The following is a 24,004-nucleotide window of genomic DNA, read 5'->3' on the forward strand; positions in this document are numbered from 1 at the left end:
TCGTTCTCCGAGAAGGCGGCCGGTACGAAGGTCGTGGCGCGCACGCCGCGGGAGTCGACCGGGCGTCCGGAGCTGACCGAGGCCGCGATCGTGGTCTCCGGTGGCCGGGGTGTCAACGGTGCGGAGAACTTCGCGGTCATCGAGGCGCTCGCGGACTCGCTGGGTGCCGCGGTCGGTGCGTCGCGTGCCGCGGTCGACGCCGGCTGGTACCCGCACACCAACCAGGTCGGCCAGACCGGCAAGTCGGTCTCCCCGCAGCTGTACATCGCCTCCGGCATCTCCGGCGCGATCCAGCACCGGGCCGGCATGCAGACCTCGAAGACCATCGTGGCGATCAACAAGGACGCCGAGGCCCCGATCTTCGACCTGGTCGACTACGGCGTGGTCGGCGACCTGTTCGACGTCGTCCCCCAGCTGACCGAGGAGATCAACACCCGCAAGGGCTGACCTCCCCCGCACACCCGCCAGGGGCCGCACGGTGACACACCACCGCGCGGCCCCTGCCGCATCTCACGCACCATTGACGCAGGTCACGGCCGCCCGATAGCTTCTTTCAACAGAATGTTGATTCCGTGGAGCGGAAAACACGGACCCCGAGATGTGCGGAGGGTGTGGGAATGGGTCAGCAGGAGAAGGTGGCGACGAGCCTCGCAGGCGCGGTCAGCGAGGGCATCAGCGCGTCCCTCGCGACGGTGGACGCCGAGCTCGCCCGCCGCTATCCGGGAGATCCCGGCACGCGCCAGCCCGTCCACACCGTCTACGTCCCCGGCGAGGTCTTCGCCGCCGGCACCCTCCGCGAGTGGGGCGACCGGGCGCTCGCCGCGCTCGACGAACACGCCCCCGACGCCCGCACCTTCGCCGGCGTCCTCGGCCTTGCGGACGAGCTGGCCGAGCCCGTGTACTCCCGGGTGCGGGCCAAGCTGGAGCGCGAGCCGGTGGAAGACCTGCGCGTCGACTTCGAGGACGGCTACGCCGGCGGCGACGAGGACGCGGACGCGGCGCGCGCCGCGCGGCTGATCTCCGAGGCGTACGCGGAGGGCACCGCGGCGCCGTACATGGGCATCCGGATGAAGTGCATGGAGGCCGCCGTGCGCGACCGCGGCATCCGCACCCTCGACATCTTCCTGACGGGCCTGATGGAGGCGGGCGGCCTGCCGGACGGACTCGTGCTCACCCTGCCGAAGGTCACCTACACCGAACAGGTGGGCGCCATGGTGCGCCTCGTCGAGGAGTTCGAGAAGGCGCGCGGACTGGAGCCCGGCCGGATCGGCTTCGAGATCCAGATCGAGACCAGCCAGTCCATCCTCGGCCCGGACGGGACCGCCACCGTCGCGCGCATGATCGACGCCGCCGGGGGCCGGGCGACCGGACTGCACTACGGCACCTTCGACTACAGCGCCTGCCTCGGCGTCAGCGCCGCCCACCAGGCCAGCGACCACCCCGCCGCCGACCATGCCAAGGCGGTCATGCAGGTCGCCGCCGCCGGCACCGGCGTACGCGTCTCGGACGGCTCCACCAACGTGCTCCCGGTCGGCCCCACCGCCAAGGTCCACGACGCCTGGCGGCTGCACTACGGGCTCACCCGCCGCGCCCTCGCCCGCGCCTACTATCAGGGCTGGGACATGCACCCGGGGCATCTCCCCACCCGCTACGCCGCCGTCTTCGCCTTCTACCGCGGCGGTTTCGAGCAGGCCGCCGCGCGTCTCGCGGCCTACGCCGGCCACACGGGCGGCGACGTCATGGACGAGCCCGCCACCGCCAAGGCGCTCAGCTCCTACCTGCTGCGCGGCATCGACTGCGGCGCCCTCGACAGCGCGGAGGTCGCCCGCCTCACCGGCCTCACCCGCGCCGACCTCGACGCCTTCGCTGCACCCCGCCGCGGCGACCTGACGGCGTCCGCCCAGTAGCCGGGGCCGGGACGGCCGGTCGCCCGTTCCGGCCGGTCGCCCATTCCGGCCGGTCGCCCGTCCCGGCCGCCCGGCCGTCCGTTCCGGTGGTCCGGCGGTCCGTCCCGGTGGTCCGGGGGCGCGGCAGGCGTGGGCCGCCGGCTCGGGCCGCAGGCGTCGCGGGCGGGGACGTGTGCGGGGACGTGTGCGGCGGCCCACCGCGCGGGGACGCCCGCGCCGTGGGTCCGGCCGCCGGTGTCAGCCGGCGGGCGGGATCTCTCCCGAGCCGCGGGGGATCAGCGAGGTGTCGAGGGTGACCTGCCGTGACGCCTCGTGCACCCCGTCCAGACGGCGGAAGAGCCGCTCCGCCGCGGTGCGGCCGAGGGCCGCCGCGTCCTGGGCTATCACCGTGATGCCCAGCAGGTCCGCGAGCTCGATGTCGTCGAAACCGACCAGCGCCACCGGCCGCTCGCAGGTCGCGAGGTGGCGCACGACGGTCACGGTCACCCGGTTGTTGCCCGCGAGGATCGCGGTGACCGGTTCCGGCGCGGCCAGCATCGCCGCCACCGCGTCACGGACCCGCTCGGGGGCCGTGGAGCCGAGCGAGACCCAGGAGTCGTCGATCGCGAGGCCGGCGTCCGCCATCGCCGCGCGGTAGCCGCGCAGGCGCTCGGCGGCCGTGTGGATCCGCGGCTGGTCGCCGATGAAGGCGATGCGCCGGTGTCCGTGGGCGATCAGGTGGGCCACCCCGGAGCGGGCGCCGCCGAAGCTGTCGGAGAGCACCGCGTCCGCGTCGATCCGCCCGGCGGGCCGGTCCACGAACACGGTGGCCACACCGGCCTTGATCTCCGGCTCCAGATAGCGGTGGTCGTCGCCGGCGGGGATGACGATCAGACCGTCCACCCGCCGTGCGCACAGCGCCAGCACCAGCTCCTGTTCACGGCTCGGGTCCTCCGCGCTCGAACCGTTGATCAGCAGGGCGCCGTGCGCCCTGGCCACCTCCTCGACCGCGCGGCTCAGGGGACCGTAGAACGGATCGGCGAGGTCCTCCAGCACCAGCCCGATCGACGCCGTCCGGCCCTTCCTGAGCACTCGGGCGCTGTCGTTGCGACGGAAGCCGAGGGACTCGATGGCCTCCTGGACCCGGCGCTCGGTGTCCGGGGTGACCCCCGGTTCGGCGTTGACCACGCGCGAGACGGTCTTGAGACCCACCCCGGCGCGCGCCGCCACGTCCTTCATCGTCGGCCGGTTTCCGTAGCGCGGCTCGGCGCCGCCTGGACTGCCCGTCACGGGCTGGGGGCGGGTCGTTTCGGCCACGAGGTGCCTTCTGTCGGGGAGCGGGGGACGCGTCCGATGGTATGGGAAGGTGTGGCATCGGGCATAGGGCCTGGACAACGTTGTCATCCCCGATGGACACTGGCTGGGAACCTCAGTTCCGACCATCTCACCGGGGGATCGCACACCGATGCACACCAGCCTCGTCGCCGCGCTCGACATCGGCGGCACCAAGATCGCCGGAGCGTTGGTGGACGGTGACGGCGCCCTGCTGCTCCGAGCCCAGCGGCCGACTCCGGCCAAAGAGGGTGCCGAGGCCGTGATGGGCGCGGTGTCCGCGGTGCTCGGTGAACTCACGGCCTCCCCCTTGTGGTCCGGGGTCGTCGCCGTGGGCATCGGCAGTGCGGGCCCCGTGGACCGGGCCGCCGGCACGGTCAGTCCGGTCAACGTGCCCGGCTGGCGCGGCTTCCCGCTGGTCGAGCGGGTGTCCGAGGCCGTCGGCGGCCTGCCCGTCGACCTGGTCGGCGACGGCGTCGCCATCACCGCGGCCGAGCACTGGCGCGGCGCGGCACGCGGCTTCCGCAACGCGCTGTGCATGGTGGTGTCCACCGGCGTCGGCGGCGGCCTGGTGCTCGACGGACGCCTGCACACCGGGCCGACCGGCAACGCCGGCCACATCGGTCACATCAGCGTCGACCTCGACGGCGACCTCTGCCCCTGCGGCGCCCGCGGCTGCGTCGAACGCATTGCCAGCGGTCCGAACATCGCCCGCCGGGCGCTGGAGCGGGGCTGGACCCCGGGGCCCGACGGCGATGCCACCGCCGCCGCCGTCGCGGCGTCGGCCCGCGCGGGCGACCCGGTGGCGATCGCGTCCTTCGAGCGCGCCGCGCAGGCGCTCGCGGCGGGCATCGCCGCCACGGCCACCCTCGCCGACCTCGACATCGCCGTCATCGGCGGCGGGGTCGCGGGCGCCGGCGAGGTGCTCTTCGACCCGCTGCGCCGGTCCCTGCGGGACTACGCGACGCTGTCGTTCGTCCGCCGTCTGAGCGTCGCGCCCGCGCGCATGGGCACCGACGCCGGCCTCGTGGGCGCCGCCGCGGCCGCGCTCCTGGCCCGCCGCCCGGAGCGCGCAACGGCCTGAGCCGCCCGCGCGGGCGGCCTCGTGGCGGAGGGGCCGCGCCCGCCCGCCGCGCCCTTCACCAGTGCCGGCCCGTCTGCTGCTGCTGGGGCACGACCACCAGGAAGGCGTCGGACTCCAGGTCCATCACCACCTCCGCGGCGAGGCCCTCGTCCCTGCGGTGCCGGGCGTACTGCTCGGCGTGCCGGCTGCCCCGCGGGTCTCCCGCGGGAAACTTCTCCAACACCGTACGGCGCATCTCCGTACCCCCTTGTCTCTCCCGCTCCAACGACCCGCCACCCGAGGTGTCACGGGCAACGGCCCGGCCACAGTTGAGCGGCTGATCGGCCAACCGGTTCGCACCGCTGGTTTCCGTGGCAGGGTGTTGCGGGCAATCCACAGTGGGCTACGGAAGAGGGGGACCCGTGATCGTCTGGATCAACGGTTCATTCGGAGCGGGCAAGACCAGCACCGCGCGCGAACTGATCGATCTGATCCCGAACAGCACGTTGTTCGACCCCGAACTCGTCGGTGACGCCCTGCCGTCCCTGCTGCCCCGCAAGCGGCTGGACGAGGTGACGGACTATCAGGACCTGCCGATATGGCGCCGGCTGGTGGTGGACACGGCGGCCGCCCTGCTGGCCGAGCTGGGCGGGGTGCTCGTGGTGCCCATGACCCTGCTGCGCCAGGAGTACCGCGACGAGATCTTCGGCGGTCTGGCCGCCCGCCGCATAGCCGTGCGGCATGTGCTGCTGGCGCCTGCTGAAACGATTTTGCGTGCCCGTATCGCCGGACGCGAGGTCCCGGGGACACCGGACGGCGAACTCCGCGTACGGCAGTGGTCGTACGACCACATCGAGTCCTACCTCGCGGCGCTGCCGTGGCTGACCGCCGACGCCCATGTCGTCGACACCGGCCACATGGACGCCGGGGAGACCGCCCGGCTGGTCGCGGCGGCGGTCAGCAGCGGCGACGCGCCCGCCTGCGAGATCGTGCAGACCCCGGCGCCGACCGCCGAGACCGTCGCCGCCGGGGTCCTCCTCTTCGACGAGGAGGGCCGGGTGCTGCTCGTCGACCCGACCTACAAACCGGGCTGGGAATTCCCCGGCGGCGTGGTCGAGCGCGGCGAGGCGCCCGCGCGCGCCGGGATGCGCGAGGTCGCCGAGGAACTGGGCATCCGACTGCACGAGGTGCCCCGGCTGCTCGTCGTCGACTGGGAACCCGCCCGTCCGCCGGCCTTCGGCGGGCTGCGCCTGCTCTTCGACGGCGGGCCGCTCCCCGCCGCGCGGGCCCGCACCGTGCGACTGCCCGGCCCGGAACTGCGGAGCTGGCGGTTCGTCACCGAACAGGAGGCCGCCGCGATGCTGCCCCCCAACCGCTACGAGCGCCTGCGCTGGGCCCTGCGCGCCAGGGAACGCGGCACGGTCCTCAACCTGGAGTCCGGCGTACCCGTCGGCTGACCCGTCCCCGCCGTGCGGGGCCGCCGCCCCACGTCCCCGGGGACTACCGGCCGGTGTCCCCGCCGGCAGGCGCTGCGGCCGACGTGGCCTCGCCCGTCGCGGTCTCCTCGCCCGCGGCCTCCGGCAGCAGCCGTGCCACGTCCCCGGTGACGGGATCGCCGTGCCCGAAGCACACCGTCGTCGGCGCGAGCGAGGCGAGCCGGCGCATCGACACCAGGAGGGCGGCGCGGTCCACGTCGAACACGCCCGGCGTCACCCGGCCCGCCCCGGCCACCAGGTCACCCGTGAACAGCACACCGTGGTGCGGCAGATGGACGGCGATCGACCCGTCGGTGTGACCGGGGGAGTGGACCACGCGGGCACCGTCGCCGAAGTTCAGCAGGTCACCGTCCTCCAGCTCCCGGTCCACCCGGGTCGGCGGGGCGGGTGGAACCGTCAGCCCGTGCTCGTACAGCGGAATCTCCCAGTCCAGCAGCACGGGCTGGGGCACCGGCGCCTCGCCCCGCACCACCGGCGCGTCCAGCCGGTGCGCCAGCGCCTGCGCCCCGTGCCGCGCGGCCAGTTCACCGGCCGCGCCCACATGATCGCGGTGGCAGTGCGTCAGCACGATCCGGCGGATCCAGACCGGCGCCCCGCATCGCGTCCTGCATGACCGGCGCGGCGTCACGGTGACCGGCGCCACCAGCGTCAGATCGTCCCCGTCACGCCACAGGTACGCCTGGCCGACGGAGAAGCGGAACATGTACAGCTGCGGCAGCACACGGATGAAGTCCATGCCGCGACGCTGCGCAACCGCCCCCGCCGCCCGCCCGGTGGTACGCCGTCGGCGATCTTCGCCGAGCGCTGAACCGGGCGGGGGCGTGCAGCGCCGTGACCGCCGCGCCCGGTCAGGCCCGCTTCGACGCGGCGTAGTCGGCGAGGAACAGCGCCTCGGCGACCGACAGCCGCTCCAGCTCCTCGGGGGAGACGCTCTCGTTGACCGCGTGGATCTGCGCCTCCGGCTCGCTCAGGCCGATCAGCAGGATCTCCGCCTGCGGGTAGAGCGCGGCCAGCGTGTTGCACAGCGGGATCGAGCCGCCCATGCCGGACGACTGCATCTCCTCGCCCGGATACGCCACCCGCATCGCGGCGGCCATCGACGTGTACGCCGGGCTCGTCACGTCCGCCTTGAACGGCTGACCCTGACCCACCTGCTCCAGCGAGACCCGGGCGTTCCACGGCGTGTGCTTCCGGATGTGCGCGAACAGCAGCTCGGTGGCCTCCGCCGCGTCCTGGCCCGGCGGCACCCGCAGGCTGATCTGGGCCCGCGCCGTCGCCGGGATGGACGGCGTGGCACCCGCCACGGGGTGGCAGTCGATCCCGATCACGGTGACCGCGGGGCGCGCCCAGATGCGGTCCGCGACCGTGCCGCCGCCGGGCAGCTCGACACCGGACAGCACCCGGGCGTCCCTGCGGAACTCCTCCTCCGGGTACTGGAGTCCGTCCCACTCGGCCGACGCCGGAAGTCCGTCGATCACCGTCGAGCCGTCCTCGGCCCGCAGCGAGTCCAGGACGCGGATCAGCGCGGCCAGCGCGTCGGGAGCGGCGCCACCGAACTGGCCGGAGTGCAGATTGCCCTCCAGGGTGTCGATCTGCACCCGGATCATGGTCATGCCGCGCAGCGTCGCCGTCACCGTGGGCAGGCCCACCCGGAAGTTGCCGGTGTCGCCGATGACGATCGCGTCGGCCGTCAGCAGCTCCGGATGCGCCTCCGCGTACCGCTCCAGCCCGCCCGTGCCCTGCTCCTCCGAGCCCTCCACGATCACCTTGACCGTGACCGGGACCCCGCCGTTCGCCTTGAGCGCGCGCAGCGCGAGCAGATGCATCACGAAGCCGCCCTTGCAGTCGGCCGCGCCCCGCCCGTACCAGCGGCCGTCGCGCTCCGTCAGCTCGAACGGCGGGCTCAGCCAGGCCGCCTCGTTCAGCTTGGGCTGCACGTCGTAGTGCGCGTACAGCAGCACCGTCGGTGCGCCGGCCGGGCCGGGAAGTATGCCGTACACCGACTGGGAGCCGTCCGGGGTGTCCAGCAGGGCGACGTCGTCGAAGCCCTCCGCGCGCAGCGCCCCGGCCACCCATTCGGCTGCCGCCTCGCACTCGCTGCGCGGGGCCACCGCCTCGTCCGCCACCGACTGGAAGGCCACCAGCTCCGCCAGCTCCGCCTTCGCGCGGGGCATGAGTGAGGCGACGGTCTCGGCGATCGGATGGGCGGTCATGGGCACGCTCCTTGTGGGTGCGACGTTGTGCGTTGTGTGTACAGCGAATGTGCGGCCGATCCTCCCACAGCGGGTGGGAGGGGCCCGCGCCGTAGGATGCGTTCGAGAGCATGGGCCACAGGTCGGATCGGGAGCAGAAGTACATCGTGAGCAGCGAGAACGATGCCACCGGAGCAGAGGCGGCAGATGAGCTTGGCGACGAAGCGGTGTGGGACGTCGTCGTGGTCGGCGCAGGACCCGCCGGAGCGTCGGCTGCGTATGCGGCGGCGGTGAGCGGCCGCAGGGTGCTGCTCCTGGAGAAGTCCGGGCTGCCCCGGTACAAGACGTGCGGCGGCGGAATCATCGGCCCGTCCCGCGACAGCCTCCCCCCGGGCTTCGAACTGCCGCTGCAGGACAGGGTCCACGCCGTGACGTTCACGCTCGGCGGCCGGATGGCGCGCACCCGCCGGTCCCGGCGGATGCTGTTCGGGCTGATCAACCGGCCCGAGTTCGACGCCCAGCTCGTCGAGCACGCGGAGAAGGCCGGCGCGGTGGTGCGCACCGGCGTCACGGTCTCCCGTGTCGAGCAGCACGGTCCCGCGGTCCCCGACCGCCGGACGGTCGCCGTCGTGCTGTCCCCCACCGGATCGTCCGGCGAGGGGACGGAGGAGACCGTCCTCGCCCGTGCGGTGGTCGGTGCCGACGGCAGCGCCAGCCGGATAGGCGCCCACGTCGGCGTGAAGCTCGACCAGGTCGACCTCGGCCTGGAGGCGGAGATCCCCGTGCCGGAGACCGTCGCCGAGGACTGGGCGGGGCGGGTGCTGATCGACTGGGGGCCGATGCCCGGCAGCTACGGCTGGGTCTTCCCCAAGGGCCGGACCCTGACCGTCGGCGTCATCTCCGCACGCGGAGAAGGCGCCGCCACCAAGCGGTACCTGGAGGACTTCATCGCCCGCCTGGGCCTCGCCGGCTTCGAACCGGCCGTCTCCTCCGGTCATCTGACCCGCTGCCGCAGCGACGACTCGCCGCTCTCCCGCGGCCGGGTCCTGGTCTGCGGCGACGCTGCCGGTCTGCTGGAGCCGTGGACGAGGGAGGGCATCTCCTTCGCCCTGCGCTCGGGCCGGCTCGCGGGGGAGTGGGCCGTACGGGTCGCCGAATCGCACGACGCGGTGGACGCCCGCAGGCAGGCGCTCAACTACGCCTTCGCCATCAAGGCGGGGCTCGGTGTCGAGATGGCCGTCGGCCGGCGGATGCTCGCGGTCTTCGAACGGCGGCCGGGACTGCTGCACGCGGTCCTCACCGGGTTCCGTCCCGCATGGAACGTCTTCGCGGACATCACCCGCGGCTCGACGACCCTCGCCGGGATGGTGCGGACGCACCCCCTGGCGCGCCGGGCGCTCGACGTCCTGGACAAGCGGGCCTCCTGAGGCCTCCGGCCGGGCGCGGCCCCGGGTGCGCGTGCCCGGGGGGCGCGTGCCCCGGGGGCCGGTCACCGGACACCGTCTTCTGGCTTCCCCCTTCCGGGTTCCTCGTTTCGAGGCGCGCCGGGCTCGGGGGCGGCGCGCCTCGAAACGAGGAACCCGGAAGGGGGAAGCCAGAAGACGGTGTCCGGTGACCGGAGCGAAGCAGGCGACGGTCACGGTCAGGAACACCGGTCCGTACGGGTAGCCGGCCGACAGGTACACCAGCGCGATGCCGCACACACCGAAGACCACGGGAACGGGGTACCGGTTGCGCAGCAGCAGCAGCGCCGCCCCCCGGCCGAGGCCGACCCGTCGTTCTGCTCCCGGCCCCTCGCCCCGCGTACTTCCCCGGGAGTACGCCCGACCGCCCCGGCGGGGTGACGCGCACCGGGCGCACGCCGGTCTAGCGTGGCCGGTATGGAACTGGAGCGGGGTCCCGCGGGTGGTGGTTCTCCCCGGTCACGGGGCGTGCCACGGCTGCTGCGGCAGTGGGAGGAGTGGCGTGACCCCCGGCGGATCCCCTGGGTGTCGACCGTCCTGCTGGCCGTCGTCGTGACGGTCGGCAGCGGCTTCGCCGCCGAGGGGCAGCAGGCCACCCGCGAGCCGCTCGACGTCCTCGCCCGTGTCCTGCTGCTGGCGGGCCCGGCGCTGCTGCTGCTGCGCAACCGGTACCCCGTTCCCGTGGTCTTCGGTGTGTGCGGCATCGCGCTGGTGTACCTGTCGGCCGGCTACCCGTACGGACCGGTGTTCCTGACCGTGACCGTCGCCTGCTTCGCTGCGGTGGTCGCCGGCCGCCGCCGTGCCGCCTGGTGGGCGGTCGGTCTGCTGTGGGCAGGGCATCTGCTCGTCGCGCACTGGCTCTTCCGCTGGCTGCCGCCGGCGGGGGACCGGGCCGCGCCGTGGGGCCAGGAGATCGTGGTGACGGCCTGGGTGGCGGCCGTGCTGGCCGCCTCCGAGCTGGCCCGCGTCCGGCGGGAGATCCGGGCCCGGGAACGCGAGGAACGGGAAGCCGCGGAGCGCCGCCGGGCCGACGAGGAGCGGCTGCGGATCGCCAGGGAACTGCACGACGTCCTTGCCCACTCCATCGCCGTGATCAACGTGCAGGCGGGCGTCGGCCTCACGCTCCTCGACGACGACCCCGAACAGGCCCGGGCCGCGCTGACGACCATCAGGTCGGCGAGCAAGGAGGCCCTCGGGGAAGTGCGTCAGGTGCTGGACCGGCTGCGGTCCCCCGGGGAGGCGCCCAGGGCGCCCGCGCCCGGGCTCGACCGGCTGCCCGAACTGGTCGAGCAGGCCGCGGCGGCCGGCCTGTCCGTCGGGATCGGCCGGACGGGCGAGGTCCCCGCCCTGCCGCCGGGGACCGACCTGGCCGCGTTCCGCATCGTCCAGGAAGCCCTCACGAACGTGGTGCGCCATTCCGGCTCCCGGACGGCGCGGGTTGAGATCACGCACCTGCCCGGCCGGCTCGTGCTGCGCGTCGACGACGAGGGACCCGCCACCGGGACGGACGCCGGCGGCAGCGGCAACGGGCTCGCCGGGATGCGGGAGCGGGCCGCCGCGCTCGGCGGCAGCGTCGAGGCGGGCACACGGCCCGACGGCGGGTTCCGCGTCCGGGCCGAACTGCCCCTGCGGGGCGAGGAGGAGACATGATCCGGGTGGTGCTGGCGGACGACCAGGCCCTGGTGAGGGCCGGTTTCAGGGCACTGCTCGACGCTCAGCGGGACATCGAGGTCGCCGGGGAGGCGCCGGACGGCGAGGAGGCGGTGCGTCTGGTCGGCGAACTCCGTCCCGACGTGGTGCTGATGGACATCCGGATGCCGGTGCTCGACGGACTCGCGGCGACCCGCCGGATCACCGGCGACGGGCGGCTGTCCGCGGTGAAGGTGGTCATGCTCACCACCTTCGAGCTGGACGAGTACGTCTTCGAGGCGATCCGCTCGGGCGCCTCAGGCTTCCTGGTGAAGGACACCGAACCCGGGGAACTGCTGCGCGCCGTGCGGGCGGTGACGGACGGCGACGCCCTGCTGTCGCCCGGAGTGACGCGGCGGCTGATCGCGGAGTTCGCCGCCCGTTCCAGGGCCCCGGCCGGCACGGCGGCGCTGGCCGGGCTGACCGAACGCGAGCGGGAGGTCATGGCGCTCGTCGGCATGGGCCTGTCGAACGAGGAGATCGCCCGCCGCCTGGTGGTCAGCCCGCTCACCGCGAAGACGCATGTGAGCCGGACGATGGTGAAGCTCCGCGCCCGTGACCGCGCCCAACTGGTGGTGCTCGCCTATGAGTCGGGCCTGGTGCGGCCGGGCTGGATCGGCTGAGGAGGCCCGGTGCGCGGGCGGGCCCGCGCACCGGGGCGACCGGCCGCGGCCGGCGGGTCATCGCCCCGCCGGCCGCGTTCCCCCTGGCCGGTCCGGCGGGGAGCACGGTGGCGCGTGCCCGACCCGGGAGGTCAGTCGCGCGCCGGCACCGGACCGTCCGCCCCTTCCCTGGCCGGTGCCGTGACCGTGACCGGGGCCGTGACCGTGGCAGGGGCCGCGGCGGAGGCGGGCGAGGGCGTGCCCGGGACGGCCGCGGCGGCGTTCGACGAGGCGACCACGAGCGATGTGCGCGCGGGGCGCCCCCGCAGCCCGGTCAGGGTGATCAGCAGTCCGACCAGCGCGATCACGGCGACGACGGCCAGACCGGGCCGGTAGCTGTCCAGCACCGCCTGCGGCGTGCGGCCCGGCTCACCTGCGGTGATCACGGCGGTGACGACGGCGAGGAAGAGGGCGCCGCCGACCTGGATCGAGGTGTTGAGCAGGCCGGAGACCATGCCCTGCTCGTGGTCCTCCACACCGTTGGTGGCCTGGATGTTGAGCGACGGGAAGACCAGGGCGCAGGCCGCACCGAGCAGCAGCATCGACGGCAGGATCACGGCCGCGTACGTCGGGGTGAGGTCCACGCGCAGGAAGAGCGCGTAACTGATCACCAGCAGGGTGAAGCCGGTGACGATGACGCGCGGCGTCCCGAAGCGGTCCACCACCGAGCCGATCTTCGTCGCCGAGAGGGCCACCAGCGCCCCGGCCGGCAGGAAGGCGAGCGCGGTGTGCAGCGCGGACCAGCCGAGGAGCGACTGCATGTACTGCGTGACGACGAACTGGAAACCGACGTAGGAGCCGAAGAAGAAGGCCGCGCCCAGGTTGGCGGTGATCTGGCTGCGCGAGCGCAGCACGCCGAGCCGGATCAGCGGGTGGTGGCTGCGCCGCTCGATGGTGACGAACGCGGCGAGCAGCGCGGCCGTGGCGAGGAAGCTCAGCAGCGTGCGTGCCGACGCCCACCCCTCCTCCGGCGCCTGGACGACGGTGAAGACGAGCAGCAGCATGGAGGCGGTGCCGGTGACGGCGCCGGGCAGGTCGTATCCCTTGCCGGAGTCCTCGCGGCTGCTGCGCGGGATGAGGCGGAGACCCGCGGCGAGGGCCACCAGTGCGATCGGGGCGGGCAGCAGCATGGTGAGCCGCCAGCTCACCTCGGTCAGCAGGCCGGAGAGCACCAGGCCCATCGAGAAGCCGGTGGCCGCGCAGGTGGTGTAGATGGCCAGCGCGCGGTTGCGCTGCGGGCCCTCCTTGAAGGTCGTGGTGATGATCGACAGGCCGGCCGGCGCGGTGAAGGCGGCGCTGAGGCCCTTCACGAAGCGGCTGGCGATCAGCAGCGGGCCGGAGTCGACGAGTCCGCCGAGCAGGGAGGCCAGGGCGAAGACGCCGAGTGCGACGAGGAAGACCTGGCGGCGGCCCAGGAGGTCGGCTGCCCGCCCGCCGAGGAGCAGGAGCCCGCCGTAGCCGAGGATGTAGCCGCTGACGATCCACTGCAGGGTCGAGGTGGACAGTCCGAGGTCGGTGGCGATCGAGGGCAGCGCGACACCGACCATCGAGACGTCGAGCGCGTCGAGGAACATCGCGGCGCAGAGCACGAACAGGGTGCCCCACAGCCGCGGACTCCAACGGTCCTGTGACGCGGGGGTGTTGAGCGGAGTGGTCATGCGGAGGACAGTACATGCACATGCATTGACTGCAAGTGCATTTAATTCTTGTGCAACAAAAGTGGGCTTCTCTGCTAACGTGCGGTCATGGCGGTGACGAAGTCCGAGCGGGTGCTCGTCGAGGAGTGGCGCGACGTGCTCGCGCTGCACGCCCGCACGATGTGCGAGCTCGACCGCGCTCTCAACCGACTCGGGCTGGGGGCCAGCGACTTCGAGGTCCTGGACGTCCTCGCCGAGATGCGCCCCGGGGAGGGCGAGCCGGGGGAGTCGGCCTGTCGGGTGCAGGAGCTCGCCGGCCGGGTGCACCTCAGCCAGAGTGCTCTCTCCCGGCTGATCGCCCGCCTGGAGAAGGACGGCCTGGTCGCCCGCGGCATGTGTCCCGAGGACCGCCGCGGCGTGCAGGTACGGCTCACCGAGGCGGGGCTGGCCCGCCATGCCGAGGCCAAGCCCGTTCAGCGCGACGTGCTCTCACGGATGCTGCCCGGAGCGCCACGGTCCGGCTGACGCAGCAGGCGCGGGGCGCAGCCGCCGCGGGGAAAGGGGTGCCCTCCTCGGGGTCAGGCGCCGTGGGGGTGTGCGGTGTGCGGCCGGCCGGCGTCGCCGAGCAGCCGGACGAACAGGCCCAGCGCGCACGCCTGGATCAGCACCGCCGCCACCAGGGCCGGGTAGAGGAACGCCGCCGACTCCGCGACACCCTCGCCGAACACCGTCCCGAGGGCCATCAGACCGAAGATCGACGGCGCGGCCAGCAGGAACAGCCAGATGCCGGCCATCGACGCGTCGTCGTGGTGGACGAACGCGGTGTCGACCGCGACGAAGGCGGCGGCCGCGGCGACGAGCCCCAGATAGATCCGGGACGCGAGGTTGCCGAAGGTCAGTCGCGCCATCGCGGTCAGTCGGGCGTGCATGGCCGTCTCCCCTGGTCGTGGTGGACTCCATGGTGCGCCCGTTCGGGTGCACGCGCCTGAGTACGGCTACTCAGGCCCGCGCCCCGTGCCCGTGCCCGTGCCCGTGCCCGTGCCCCGGGGCCGTGCCCGTGCCCCGTGCCCGGTGCCGCCGGGCCCGGCTCAGCCCTGGCGGGCCGCGGTCCGGGTGTGCTCCGCGTCGCCGGGGACCGGTTCGTGGCGGTTGACCTCGGCGCCCGGGGCGGAGGCGTGCCGTGCCGCGTACGCGATCGCCGCCGCGCCGCCGGCCAGCAGCGCGACCGTCGTCAGCGCGGCCGGCAGGGAGAACCAGTCGGCGAGGAACCCGATCGCGGGCGGACCGAGCAGCATCCCGCCGTACCCGAGCGTGGACGCCGCCGCCACGCCCGCGGGCCCGGCGAGCGCGCCCGCCCGCCCGACGGCCACCGGGAAGATGTTGGCCAGCCCGAGCCCCGCGACGGCGAACCCGGCCAGCGCCGCCCACACCGTGGGCGCCAGTGCGCCGACCAGCATGCCCACCGCGGCGGTGGCACCGCCCAGGACGAGGGTGCGGGTCTGGCCCAGCCGCTCCAGCAGCAGCGTGCCGCTGAGCCTGCCGGCGGTCATCGCCAGCGCGAACAGCGAGTAGCCGGCGGCGGCGACGCCGGGGTGCGCGTGCAGGTCCTGCTCCAGGTGCAGTGCGCTCCAGTCGGCCATCGCCCCCTCCCCGTACGCGGTGCACAGCGCGATCACGCCGAAGAGCACCACCAGCCTGCGGGTGCGGCCGGTGAGCCGTGCCGGTGCGGGGCTCCGGGGGCCGGCTTCGGGGACGGGCGTCCGGTGGGCCAGCAGGGCGGGGGCCGCGAGGGCCGTGACGGCGAGGCCGGCGACGGTGAGCGCCAGCAGGTGGACGGTGGGCGACAGTCCGCCGGCCACGAGTCCGCCGAGACCCGCGCCGACCATGCCGCCGAGGCTGAACGCCGCGTGGAACCCCGGCATCACGGGCCGCCGCAGCGCGGCCACCAGGTCGACCGCGGCGCTGTTCATGGCCACGTTGATCCCGCCGTAGGCCGCTCCGAAGACCAGCAGCACCAGGCCGAGCGCGAGAGCCGAGTGGGTCAGCGGGGGCAGGGCCATGCTCAGCGAGAGCAGGACGGCGCTGCACACCGTCACGGCCGGGCTGCCGTAGCGGCGGCACAGCCTGCCGGTGAGGGTCATGGTGACGACGGCGCCGGCGGAGACGCCGAGCAGCGCGAGACCGAGGTCGCTCGCCGAGGCGCCGGTCTGCTGCTTGATCGCGGGGATGCGGACGACCCAGCCGGCGAAGAGGAAGCCGTCGAGGGCGAAGAAGACGGTGAGGGCGATGCGGACGCGGGACAGGGAGGCGGGAGCGGTGTTTCCGCCGGGACCCCCCGGAACGGCCGTCCGTAGTTTGTTTAGAAGCGGCACAAAGTCAGGATAGGGGCAGGAGCCCTTCCGGTACAAGACGGCGGAGGGGCCTGACGGATCATGGGAGACTCGCCTTCATGAACGGCAAGGCGACGACCACCCGGACGAGACTGGAGAGAGGCCGCAGCGCGCTCGGCCCCGCCCTGGAACTGGTTCACACGGGCCGCGCTCCCACACGCGCCGTGCTCACCGCCGAGCTGGGCGTCACCCGTGCCACGGCCGGTGCCGTCGCCGCCGAACTGGAAGCACTCGGACTCATCCGCGTCGACTCGCGGCCGGGAGCCGCCGCCGGCTCCCAGGGCCGGCCCTCCCACCGGCTCGCGGTCGACGAGCGCGGCCCCGTCGTCCTCGCCGCGCAGGTGCACGCGGACGGCTTCCGGGCCTCCCTCGTCGGACTCGGCGGCCGTACCGTCGCCACCGCCCCCGGCTGCACCACCGTCCAGGCCGACCCGGCGCAGGTCCTCGGCGAGGTCGTCACCGCCGGTGCCGAACTGCTCCGCGCGAGCGGGCGGCGCTGCGTGGGCGCGGGGCTGGCCGTCCCGTCGGCCGTGGCCGAACCGGAGGGCACGGCCCTCAACCCCCTGCACCTCGCCTGGCCGGCCGGCGCCCCCGTGCGCGAGATCTTCGCCGAGCAGGTCGCCGCCGCGGGCATCACCGGTCCCGCCTTCACCGGCAACGACGTCAACCTCGCCGCCCTCGCCGAGCACCGCCACGGGGCCGGCCGCGGGGCGCAGCACCTGCTGTGCGTCGCCACCGGGCACCGTGGAGTCGGCGGCGCGCTCGTGCTCGACGGGCGGCTGCACAGCGGCAGTTCGGGACTGGCGCTGGAGGTCGGCCACCTCACCGTCAGCCCCGAGGGCCGCCCCTGCCACTGCGGCAGCCGCGGCTGTCTCGACGTCGAGGCCGACCCGCTCGCCTTCCTCATGGCCGCCGGGCGGGACCCGGGCCCCGAGGTGTCCCTGCTCCAGCAGGCCCGGGACATGCTGCGCGCGGAGTACGCCGACCCCGGTGTGCGCACCGCCGCCGAACAGCTGATCGACCGCCTCGGCCTCGGGCTCGCGGGGCTGGTGAACATCCTCAACCCGGACCGCATCATCCTCGGCGGCCTCCACCGCGAGCTGCTGGTGGCGGACCCGGAACGGCTGCGGGCGGTCGTCGCCGACCGCAGTCTGTGGGGGCGCAGCGGGGGAGTGCCGATCCTGCCGTGCACGCTCGACCACAACAGCCTGGTGGGCGCTGCCGAGCTGGCCTGGCAGCCGGTCCTCGACGACCCCCTGGCCGCCCTCGCCTGACACCGCGCCGAACGCTCGCCCGCCGGCCGGCGCGCGGGGGCGCGCGGCCCCGTGCTCCCGGGCGGGCCACCCGTCCGGCCCAGCGGCGGCGGAACGCGGGGCCCGCACCGGGTAGTCGAGGCGTATGACCGAGACACCGTCCGGCCCGCAGCGCACGCACCGGTTCGAGGAGCTGCACCGCAGGGTGGCCGAGTCACCGGCCGGACTCGCGTGGAACCGGGGCCGGGAGATGGAGCTGATGCACCGGGCGATGGGCTTCGCCGCGCTCGGCTTCCTCACCCTCGTCCCGCTGCTCGTCGTCGTCGCGGCCTCCGACCCGGTCAGCGCCGAGGGCTTCGCGCGCTGGCTCGTGCAGGCCCTCGGCGTCTCCGAGGAGTCCCAGCAGGAGGTCGAGGAACTGTTCGGCATGCCCGGCCAGGCACTCCAGCGCACCACGGCGTTCGGTCTGGCCGCCCTGGCCGTGTTCGGGCTGACCTTCGGGTCCGCCGTGCAGACGGGCTACGAGAAGGTGTGGGACCTTCCCACAGCGCGCTGGCACACCATGTGGCGCCATGTGGTGTGGCTGGCCCTGCTGATCCTCTTCCTGATGGTGTTCGTCAACACCCCCGAGCCGGGATCGGTCGTGGCGTCGGCGGCCGCCGCCGTCGCCGACCTGGGCGGTACGTTCCTGTTCTTCTGGGTCTCCCAACGGCTGCTCCTCGGCGGCCGGGTGCGCTGGCGGGCGCTGCTGCCGGGGGCGGTGCTCACCGCGCTCGCCATGCTCGGTCTGCGGGTCTTCTCCCAGCTGGTCTTCTCGCCGCTGATCGCCTCCAACGCGGTGACCTACGGGCCCTTCGGGACGGTGCTCGTCGTCCAGTCGTGGCTCGTCGGCGTGGGCGTGGTGGTCTACGGCGGCGGGATCGCCGGCCGGATCGTCCACGAGATGCGCACCCGCCGGCGCCTGGAGCGCGCCCTGTCGGAGCACGCCCTCTGACGCCCCGCCCCGGGACGCTCCCTCACCAGTGCCGGCCGCGCCGCAGGGCGGCCCGCTCCGGCGCCGAGAGGTGCAGGACCCGGTAGCGCTCGGCCTCGGCGCCGGGGAGGCCGTCGTCCCGGAACGTGCCGGCGGGGGCGCCGCGTTCCCAGAGGGTGAGCTGCAGCAGCTCCCAGTGACGCGGATCGACGGCGAGGGCCGCGCACACGACCCCGTCGAGCCCCGCGAGCCGTTCGGTCTCCGCCACCGCCCCGGCCACCGCGTCCGCGGGGGGCACCTGTGCGGGGACGGGGGTCCTGCGCCGCACGGCGGTGTGCGCGGGGGCGGCCGCGGACGGCCCGTCTGCGTAGGCCAGCCCCGTCCAGTGCTGCACCTCGGGGCGGCCGAAGTCGTCCACGATGCCCTGGAAGCCCGGGCCCCACAGGAAGGCGTTCATGCCCTCCGGGGCGTTCCACAGATAGAGCGGCGCGTACTGGTTCACCGGGGAGCCGTCGTCCCGCTCCCGCGTCAGGTACGCCTTGAGGCCGAGGCCCGGGAAGCCGTCGAGGAGATGTCCGCGGGTGGCCACCCGCCGCCGGATGATCTCCATGTCGTAGTCGGCGGGAAGCGTGATCTCGTACTGCATGGCGTGCACGGGTCTCATGCCTCCGGGGCGCGGTCGTCGTCGGGTGCGAGGAGTGCCAGCAGGCCGCCCACGGCGGCGTCGAAGGCCGCCGGCGATCCGGTGGCCCGGGCGATGACGTAGCCGCCCTGGACGGTCGCCACGACGGCCGCCGCGGTCCCGGACGGGTCGAGGCCCGGCCGCAGTCCGCCCCCGGCGGTGCCCTCGCGGACGATCTCCGTGAGCCTGTCGCGCAGCCACCCCAGTGTCTCGTCCACCGGTGCGCGCAGGGTCCCGTCGGCCATCACCTCGGGATCCATGGTCAGCCGGCCGACCGGACAGCCCTTCATGACGTCCCGTTCGCGCAGCAGATACGCCGCGATGCGCTCGTAGGCCGTGCCCGGTCCGTCGAGCACCCTGCCGGCCGTGCCGCGCATCTCGTCCGCGGTGCGGCGGATCGCGGCGAGCGCGAGCTCGGGCTTCCCGCGGAAGTGGTGGTACATGCTGCCCTGGCCCGCGCCGGCCAGCTGCTGGATGGCCCTGGGGCTCGTGCCCACGTAACCCCGCTCCCACAGCAGGTCGCGCGTGGCGGAGATCAGGCGTTCCGGAGTGCTCATGCCGACACTGTACATACCAGTAGGTACAGAAATCCCGGATCGCCCCGGAGCGGCGCGTACTGCCGGGGTGGTACGGGAGGTGACGCCGGGCGTACGACGACGCGCGGCCGTCCGCGGAGGAGGGTCGAGACGACACCGGGAAACGACCGAGGAGCTGAACCGCCATGAACACACTCGCCTACGACGGGCCCGGTCCGTGGGTCCTGTTCTTCCCCGTGGTGTGGGCCGCCGTCGTCCTCGGCGCCTTCACCCTGCTGCGTCGCGCCGGCGTCCTGCGGGGCGGGCGGCCGCCGTGGCGGGGCGTACGTCCCGCCGTCCCCGGGAGTTCGCCGATCGCCCTGCTCGGCCGCCGGTTCGCCGCGGGCGAGATCGACGAGGAGGAGTACTGGCGCCGGCTCTCGGTCCTCGGCGAACAGTTCGGCCGCACCGGGGACGCCCCATGACGGTCCGTCCGGGGCCGCGCGGGCGGGGGCGGCGGGCCGGAACGTGTCCGGCCCGCCGCCCCTGGTCCGCCGGGTCAGCCGGCCACGGCCGACCTGGCGGTCGATGGTCGCTCGATGACCACCGCGGGCAGCTTCGACAGCGGCCCGGTCGTGGTCGCCCCGTACACCGCGGGGTAGGCGGACAGGGACACCACCGGCGGATCGGCCGGCAGGGTGAACCAGACGACCTTTCCCGCCTCTCCCCGCGGCCGCACGCCCCAGCTCTCGCTGACGGCGGCGATCAGGGCGAGACCGCGCCCATGGGTCGAGGACGAATCCGCGTCGAAGACGGTCGGAAGGCGCGGGTCGTGGTCCTGGACGGAGACCGTGAGGCGGTCGAGCAGCAGCTCGACGTCCACGGTGCACCTCTTGTCCGGCGACGCGTGCCGGTGGACATTGGTCAGCAACTCGGTGACACCGAGCGCGGCATGGTCGATCAGTGGATCGAGATGCCAGTAGCGCAGTTGCGCAGAAATGATTCTGCGGACCTGACCGATCCGCGACGGCAGGGCCTGGAGCTCCACCGTGCAGTGCCTGCTGGGCTGGCTGATCACGGCTGCGACTCCCCGAAATAGTCCGGAAGAAGACGAGACAAGAGATCCAGCAGTCGGCCGCCTGCTGAACATACCGGCGGGGCTGGATCTCAGCGTGACCGCCGGTGAACCCTGAGTGATGTGGAACCAGCGTGAACCACGGCCGCGGGGGCCGCAACCCGCGGGCGCTTCCGCGCCCGCCCTCAGTCCTTGTCGCCGCCCGCCCCGCGCACCGCGTCGAGGAAGCGTCCGGCCAGCAGCTTCGCGTCCGGCCTGCGACCGCGCTGGCCCATCGTGAGGCGGTAGCGGCGGCCGTTGACCGTCGCCACCGTGCTGTCGTCACCGGCGAACCACGGCCTGCCGGCCGTGACCGCGCGCACCGGCGCGCTGTCGATGATCCGGCCGTAACTGGTCATCAGCGCCAGCCGGCCGTCCTTGATCCGCACCTGTCCGGCCCGCGTCAGCGAACGCGGCCAGCGCTCGATGCGTACGCCCGTGGCACTGAAGTCAGGCTCCGCGGTCGACATGGTCTCCGCCCCCTTGCAGTGATTCCTGGTGGAAGTCTGCACACACCGACCCCCGAGCACCAGTATGCCTGGCGCACATCGGCCACAAGCCCCGCCTATGGATCCCCAAAGCGAACGTTTGCCCAGGTGAGGGGCTTACTGTTGACGGTGGGGACCGGACGGGACTCCTGGTGGCACAGGCAAGGAACGGCACAGATGAGCACGAGTGAGAATCCGGTGACCGCACCCGGACCGCACCACGCGTCCGCAGAACGGGTGCAGGAGGCGGTTCGCGGGCGTCCCGCCGCCACCGTGGACGTCGACCGCACCGACGCGCGGTACCGCAGCTGGCTGAAAGAAGCCGTCCGCAAGGTGCAGGCGGACGCCAACCGCTCCGCCGACACCCATCTGCTGCGCTTCCCCCTCCCCGACGACTGGGGCATCGACCTCTACCTCAAGGACGAGTCCACCCACCCGACGGGCAGCCTCAAGCACCGCCTCGCGCGCTCCCTGTTCCTGTACGGCCTGTGCAACGGGTGGATCCGGCCGGGCAAGCCCGTCATCGAGGCGTCCAGCGGCTCCACCGCCGTCTCCGAGGCGTACTTCGCCAAGCTGATCGGCGTCCCCTTCGTCGCCGTCATGCCTCGCACCACCAGCCCCGAGAAGATCCGGCTGATCGAATTCCACGGCGGGCAGTGCCACTTCGTCGACGACCCGCGCACCATGTACGAGGAGTCCGCGCTCCTGGCCGACCGCACCGGCGGCCACTACATGGACCAGTTCACCTACGCGGAACGGGCCACCGACTGGCGCGGCAACAACAACATCGCCGAATCCGTCTACCAGCAGATGCGCCTGGAGCGGTACCCGGAGCCCGCGTGGATCGTGGCGACGGCCGGCACCGGCGGCACGTCGGCGACCATCGCGCGCTACGTGCACTACATGCAGTACGACACCCGGATCTGCGTCCCCGACCCGGAGAACTCCTGTTTCTTCGACGGCTGGACCCACGGCGACCCGAAGGCCAGCAGCGACTGCGGCTCCCGCATCGAGGGCATCGGACGGCCCCGGATGGAGCCGAGCTTCGTGCCCGGTGCCATCGACCGGATGATGAAGGTCCCCGACGCCGCCAGCGTCGCCGCGGTGCGGGCCCTGGAGAAGGCCATCGGGCGCCGCGCGGGCGGCTCGACCGGCACCGGGCTGTGGAGCGCGCTGAAGATCGTGGCCGAGATGCTCGGCAGGGGGGAGCGGGGCAGCGTCGTCACCCTCATCTGCGATCCGGGCGACCGCTACCTGGACAAGTACTACTCGGACGCCTGGCTCGCCGGGCAGGGGCTGGAGATCCGTCCGTACGTCACCGCGATCGAGACGTTCCTCGACACCGGCGAGTGGCCCTGCTGACGGCTATTGCCCCGCGCGGCCGGCGAGCAGCCCGTCGAGGGTACGGCCGAACACCAGCCGGCCCGCGTGCGCCAGCAGCGGGTCCAGGGCGCGGGGCAGCCCGCGCACCCGCAGGTCCTCCACCCACAGCACCACCGAGCCCGTGCCCACCGCACGCACCTCGATCTCGGCCCAGCCCGTCACCGTCCGGCCGCGCTTCTCCAGCCTGCACGCCCCGGCCCGGCCCGGGGCGGGCGGCTCCCAGCGAACGATCTCCATCGGATCGTCGAAGGCCGCCGGCCCCGCAGCCGTCCGCGCGACGAACACCGTGCCCACGCCCACAGGTCCCGGCGTCGTCACCGACACGGAGGTCAGGGGCACCCCGGCGGAGTGCGCCGGCCAGTCGGTCACACGGCGCCAGCACTCGGCGGCTGCCAGCTCCGTCGTACGCCCGATCCGGAAGACGGCCACCGGCTCAGCCGTCCGCGGCCGCGTCGGTGCCGGACGCGCCGTCCGCGCCCGGGGGCTGTGCGCCGGCGGGCTCCCCGTCCGCGGGCCGCTCCCCGGCCACGACCAGCGAAGGCAGCTGCTCGGCGGCCTCCGCGCGCGCGGCCGCGGACAGGCCCGCGTCCGTGACCAGGGTGTCCACGTCGGACAGCCGGGCGAACGAACTCAGTCCCACCGTGCCCCACTTGGTGTGGTCGGCGACGACCACGACCCGCCGCGCCGCCCGCACGAGGCGCCGGTTGGTCTCGGCCTCCGCCAGATTGGGCGTCGACAGGCCGGCCTCCACCGAGATCCCGTGCACGCCGATGAAGAGCACGTCGAAGTGGAGCGCACGGATCGCCTGATCGGCCACCGGGCCGACCAGGGCGTCCGACGGGGTGCGCACCCCGCCCGTCAGCACGACGGTGGCCGCGCCCGGCCGCGGACCGGCCGCACCCGGGTGCTGCGCCGCGTGGAACACGTCCGCGACCCGCAGCGAGTTGGTGACCACCGTCAGGTCGGGCACCTCCAGCAGATGGTGGGCCAGTGCGTACGTCGTGGTGCCGCCCGACAGGGCGATCGCGCTGCCGGGGACCGCGAAGCGTGCCGCCGCCCGCGCGATGTCCTCCTTCGCGGTCAGCTCCAGCGCCGACTTCGCCTCGAACCCCGGCTCATGGGTGCTCGCCTCGACGAGGGGCACCGCCCCGCCGTGCACCTTCTCCACCACGCCGAGGCGCGCCAGCGCGTCCAGGTCCCGCCGCACCGTCATGTCGGAGACGCCGAGCCGGCGGGTGAGCTCGTTGACCCGTACCCCGCCACGCCTGCGGACCTCGTCGAGGATCAGGGCACGCCGCTGCTCCGCCAGGAGATTCTGGTTGTCGGTCACCGTCGGCGGGCTCCTTCCGTGTCGACACCGTGGCCTGTGGCACCGCGTCCGCTGACAAGTGCCCCATCCTCGCACGAACCTTCGGCCGCCCCGAGGCGGGGAGATTCGGTGAGATCCGTGCGGCGCCCGGCCCCGATCCGGGATTCTGGGGGACGCAACGCCGCACCGAATCCCGCAGCCGAACGGAAAGCGAGCCGCGCCCGTGTCCCCTGCCCACCAGGCACCGTACGGCGAAGGCCCCGCCCTGGAACTGCTCGTCCACGGCGTCGGCGGAGCCACCCCCGAGGAGATGCTCGGCGACCCGCGCACGGTACGGATAACGGGCGACACGAAGGCGGCGGTGTACCGCCGCACCGACGACGCCGAGGCCGAGCAGCAGCCCGAGCGGTACACCGACCGGCCCGTGCCCGAGGCCTACTGCTGGTCCAACCTCACCTCGGGCAACGGCGCGCGGGC

General features: G+C 73.8%; 25 protein-coding genes and 1 pseudogene. 13 read left to right on the forward strand and 13 right to left on the reverse strand.

Annotation, left to right across the window (positions count from 1 at the left end; genetic code table 11):
- On the forward strand, window positions 1-447 hold a 447-nt coding region (locus tag EAO77_RS32300), incomplete at its 5' end, for an electron transfer flavoprotein subunit alpha/FixB family protein (RefSeq protein ID WP_147991461.1).
- A 170-nt stretch (window positions 448-617) separates the two neighbouring features.
- On the forward strand, window positions 618-1,907 hold the full coding sequence (locus tag EAO77_RS32305; RefSeq protein ID WP_147991887.1) for a DUF6986 family protein: 1,290 nt from the start codon (window positions 618-620) through the stop codon (window positions 1,905-1,907).
- A gap of 237 nt (window positions 1,908-2,144) precedes the next feature.
- Here the strand turns inward: EAO77_RS32305 and EAO77_RS32310 are convergent, their stop codons facing one another.
- The gene (locus tag EAO77_RS32310; RefSeq protein ID WP_147992057.1) at window positions 2,145-3,125 is read right to left on the reverse strand and encodes a LacI family DNA-binding transcriptional regulator; all 981 of its coding nucleotides are present in this window, start codon (window positions 3,123-3,125) and stop codon (window positions 2,145-2,147) included.
- A gap of 226 nt (window positions 3,126-3,351) precedes the next feature.
- On the opposite strand from EAO77_RS32310, the gene EAO77_RS32315 reads away from it, so the two are divergent.
- The gene (locus tag EAO77_RS32315; protein ID WP_147991888.1) at window positions 3,352-4,302 is read left to right on the forward strand and encodes an ROK family protein; all 951 of its coding nucleotides are present in this window, start codon (window positions 3,352-3,354) and stop codon (window positions 4,300-4,302) included.
- 55 nt (window positions 4,303-4,357) lie between these two features.
- Here the strand turns inward: EAO77_RS32315 and EAO77_RS32320 are convergent, their stop codons facing one another.
- Window positions 4,358-4,537 carry a hypothetical protein gene (locus EAO77_RS32320; RefSeq protein WP_147991889.1) on the reverse strand — a complete coding sequence of 60 codons (180 nt, stop codon included), beginning with the start codon at window positions 4,535-4,537 and terminating at the stop codon, window positions 4,358-4,360.
- 166 nt (window positions 4,538-4,703) lie between these two features.
- Here EAO77_RS32320 and EAO77_RS32325 point away from each other — a divergent pair, with 166 nt between their 5' ends.
- On the forward strand, window positions 4,704-5,738 hold the full coding sequence (locus EAO77_RS32325; RefSeq protein WP_147991890.1) for an NUDIX hydrolase: 1,035 nt from the start codon (window positions 4,704-4,706) through the stop codon (window positions 5,736-5,738).
- Window positions 5,739-5,781: 43 nt separating this feature from the next.
- Here EAO77_RS32325 and EAO77_RS32330 read toward each other — a convergent pair whose 3' ends face one another.
- Together EAO77_RS32330 and EAO77_RS32335 are read right to left on the reverse strand one after the other, a co-directional pair.
- Window positions 5,782-6,513, reverse strand: a complete 732-nt coding sequence (locus EAO77_RS32330) for an MBL fold metallo-hydrolase (protein ID WP_147991891.1) — start codon at window positions 6,511-6,513, stop codon at window positions 5,782-5,784.
- A gap of 112 nt (window positions 6,514-6,625) precedes the next feature.
- Window positions 6,626-7,990: a dipeptidase gene (locus EAO77_RS32335; RefSeq protein ID WP_147991892.1), complete on the reverse strand. Its 1,365-nt coding sequence runs from the start codon at window positions 7,988-7,990 to the stop codon at window positions 6,626-6,628.
- A 110-nt stretch (window positions 7,991-8,100) separates the two neighbouring features.
- Between EAO77_RS32335 and EAO77_RS32340 the strand changes: the two genes are divergently transcribed.
- The 3 genes from EAO77_RS32340 (at window position 8,101) to EAO77_RS32355 (ending at window position 11,744) form a co-directional block, all read left to right on the forward strand.
- A complete protein-coding gene (locus EAO77_RS32340) occupies window positions 8,101-9,396 on the forward strand; it encodes a geranylgeranyl reductase family protein (protein WP_147991893.1) in 1,296 nt (431 codons plus the stop codon).
- Window positions 9,397-9,849: 453 nt separating this feature from the next.
- Entirely contained in the window at window positions 9,850-11,082 is a 1,233-nt protein-coding gene (locus EAO77_RS32350; protein ID WP_147991894.1) for a sensor histidine kinase, read from the forward strand.
- Complete coding sequence (locus tag EAO77_RS32355; RefSeq protein WP_147991895.1) at window positions 11,079-11,744, forward strand: response regulator transcription factor; 666 nt, start codon at window positions 11,079-11,081, stop codon at window positions 11,742-11,744. Before EAO77_RS32350 ends, EAO77_RS32355 begins: the two co-directional genes overlap by 4 nt.
- Window positions 11,745-11,875: 131 nt before the next feature.
- Here the strand turns inward: EAO77_RS32355 and EAO77_RS32360 are convergent, their stop codons facing one another.
- The gene (locus tag EAO77_RS32360) at window positions 11,876-13,441 is read right to left on the reverse strand and encodes an MFS transporter (RefSeq protein ID WP_147991896.1); all 1,566 of its coding nucleotides are present in this window, start codon (window positions 13,439-13,441) and stop codon (window positions 11,876-11,878) included.
- An 87-nt stretch (window positions 13,442-13,528) separates the two neighbouring features.
- Here EAO77_RS32360 and EAO77_RS32365 point away from each other — a divergent pair, with 87 nt between their 5' ends.
- Window positions 13,529-13,945, forward strand: a complete 417-nt coding sequence (locus EAO77_RS32365) for a MarR family winged helix-turn-helix transcriptional regulator (RefSeq protein WP_147991897.1) — start codon at window positions 13,529-13,531, stop codon at window positions 13,943-13,945.
- Window positions 13,946-13,998: 53 nt separating this feature from the next.
- Here EAO77_RS32365 and EAO77_RS32370 read toward each other — a convergent pair whose 3' ends face one another.
- A complete protein-coding gene (locus EAO77_RS32370; protein WP_147991898.1) occupies window positions 13,999-14,349 on the reverse strand; it encodes an SCO4225 family membrane protein in 351 nt (116 codons plus the stop codon).
- A gap of 159 nt (window positions 14,350-14,508) precedes the next feature.
- Entirely contained in the window at window positions 14,509-15,792 is a 1,284-nt protein-coding gene (locus EAO77_RS32375; protein WP_147991899.1) for an MFS transporter, read from the reverse strand.
- A 77-nt stretch (window positions 15,793-15,869) separates the two neighbouring features.
- Between EAO77_RS32375 and EAO77_RS32380 the strand changes: the two genes are divergently transcribed.
- Both EAO77_RS32380 and EAO77_RS32385 read left to right on the forward strand, forming a co-directional pair.
- Window positions 15,870-17,084, forward strand: a complete 1,215-nt coding sequence (locus EAO77_RS32380; RefSeq protein WP_147991900.1) for an ROK family protein — start codon at window positions 15,870-15,872, stop codon at window positions 17,082-17,084.
- A 124-nt stretch (window positions 17,085-17,208) separates the two neighbouring features.
- The gene (locus tag EAO77_RS32385) at window positions 17,209-18,057 is read left to right on the forward strand and encodes a YhjD/YihY/BrkB family envelope integrity protein (protein ID WP_147991901.1); all 849 of its coding nucleotides are present in this window, start codon (window positions 17,209-17,211) and stop codon (window positions 18,055-18,057) included.
- 22 nt (window positions 18,058-18,079) lie between these two features.
- Here the strand turns inward: EAO77_RS32385 and EAO77_RS32390 are convergent, their stop codons facing one another.
- On the reverse strand, window positions 18,080-18,691 hold the full coding sequence (locus tag EAO77_RS32390; protein ID WP_147992058.1) for a DUF4865 family protein: 612 nt from the start codon (window positions 18,689-18,691) through the stop codon (window positions 18,080-18,082).
- A 5-nt stretch (window positions 18,692-18,696) separates the two neighbouring features.
- Window positions 18,697-19,290, reverse strand: coding sequence for a TetR/AcrR family transcriptional regulator (locus EAO77_RS32395; protein ID WP_187283515.1), 594 nt, complete (start codon window positions 19,288-19,290; stop codon window positions 18,697-18,699).
- 149 nt (window positions 19,291-19,439) lie between these two features.
- Here EAO77_RS32395 and EAO77_RS32400 point away from each other — a divergent pair, with 149 nt between their 5' ends.
- Window positions 19,440-19,718: an SHOCT domain-containing protein gene (locus EAO77_RS32400; protein WP_147991903.1), complete on the forward strand. Its 279-nt coding sequence runs from the start codon at window positions 19,440-19,442 to the stop codon at window positions 19,716-19,718.
- 74 nt (window positions 19,719-19,792) lie between these two features.
- On the opposite strand, the gene EAO77_RS32405 is transcribed toward EAO77_RS32400, so the two are convergent.
- Together EAO77_RS32405 and EAO77_RS32410 are read right to left on the reverse strand one after the other, a co-directional pair.
- A complete protein-coding gene (locus EAO77_RS32405) occupies window positions 19,793-20,311 on the reverse strand; it encodes an ATP-binding protein (RefSeq protein ID WP_147991904.1) in 519 nt (172 codons plus the stop codon).
- A gap of 182 nt (window positions 20,312-20,493) precedes the next feature.
- On the reverse strand, window positions 20,494-20,817 hold the full coding sequence (locus EAO77_RS32410; RefSeq protein ID WP_147991905.1) for a hypothetical protein: 324 nt from the start codon (window positions 20,815-20,817) through the stop codon (window positions 20,494-20,496).
- A gap of 195 nt (window positions 20,818-21,012) precedes the next feature.
- Here EAO77_RS32410 and EAO77_RS32415 point away from each other — a divergent pair, with 195 nt between their 5' ends.
- Window positions 21,013-22,197: a PLP-dependent cysteine synthase family protein gene (locus tag EAO77_RS32415; protein ID WP_261994240.1), complete on the forward strand. Its 1,185-nt coding sequence runs from the start codon at window positions 21,013-21,015 to the stop codon at window positions 22,195-22,197.
- Window positions 22,198-22,200: 3 nt separating this feature from the next.
- Here EAO77_RS32415 and EAO77_RS32420 read toward each other — a convergent pair whose 3' ends face one another.
- Both EAO77_RS32420 and EAO77_RS32425 read right to left on the reverse strand, forming a co-directional pair.
- Window positions 22,201-22,647, reverse strand: coding sequence for an SRPBCC family protein (locus EAO77_RS32420; protein WP_147991906.1), 447 nt, complete (start codon window positions 22,645-22,647; stop codon window positions 22,201-22,203).
- A gap of 4 nt (window positions 22,648-22,651) precedes the next feature.
- Entirely contained in the window at window positions 22,652-23,548 is an 897-nt protein-coding gene (locus EAO77_RS32425) for a DeoR/GlpR family DNA-binding transcription regulator (protein WP_147991907.1), read from the reverse strand.
- Window positions 23,549-23,750: 202 nt separating this feature from the next.
- On the opposite strand from EAO77_RS32425, the pseudogene EAO77_RS40640 reads away from it, so the two are divergent.
- Window positions 23,751-24,004 (forward strand): annotated as a pseudogene (locus EAO77_RS40640) (hypothetical protein); the annotation flags it as partial.

The sequence above is a fragment of the Streptomyces sp. T39 genome (assembly GCF_008042045.1).
Classification (GTDB): Bacteria; Actinomycetota; Actinomycetes; order Streptomycetales; family Streptomycetaceae; genus Streptomyces.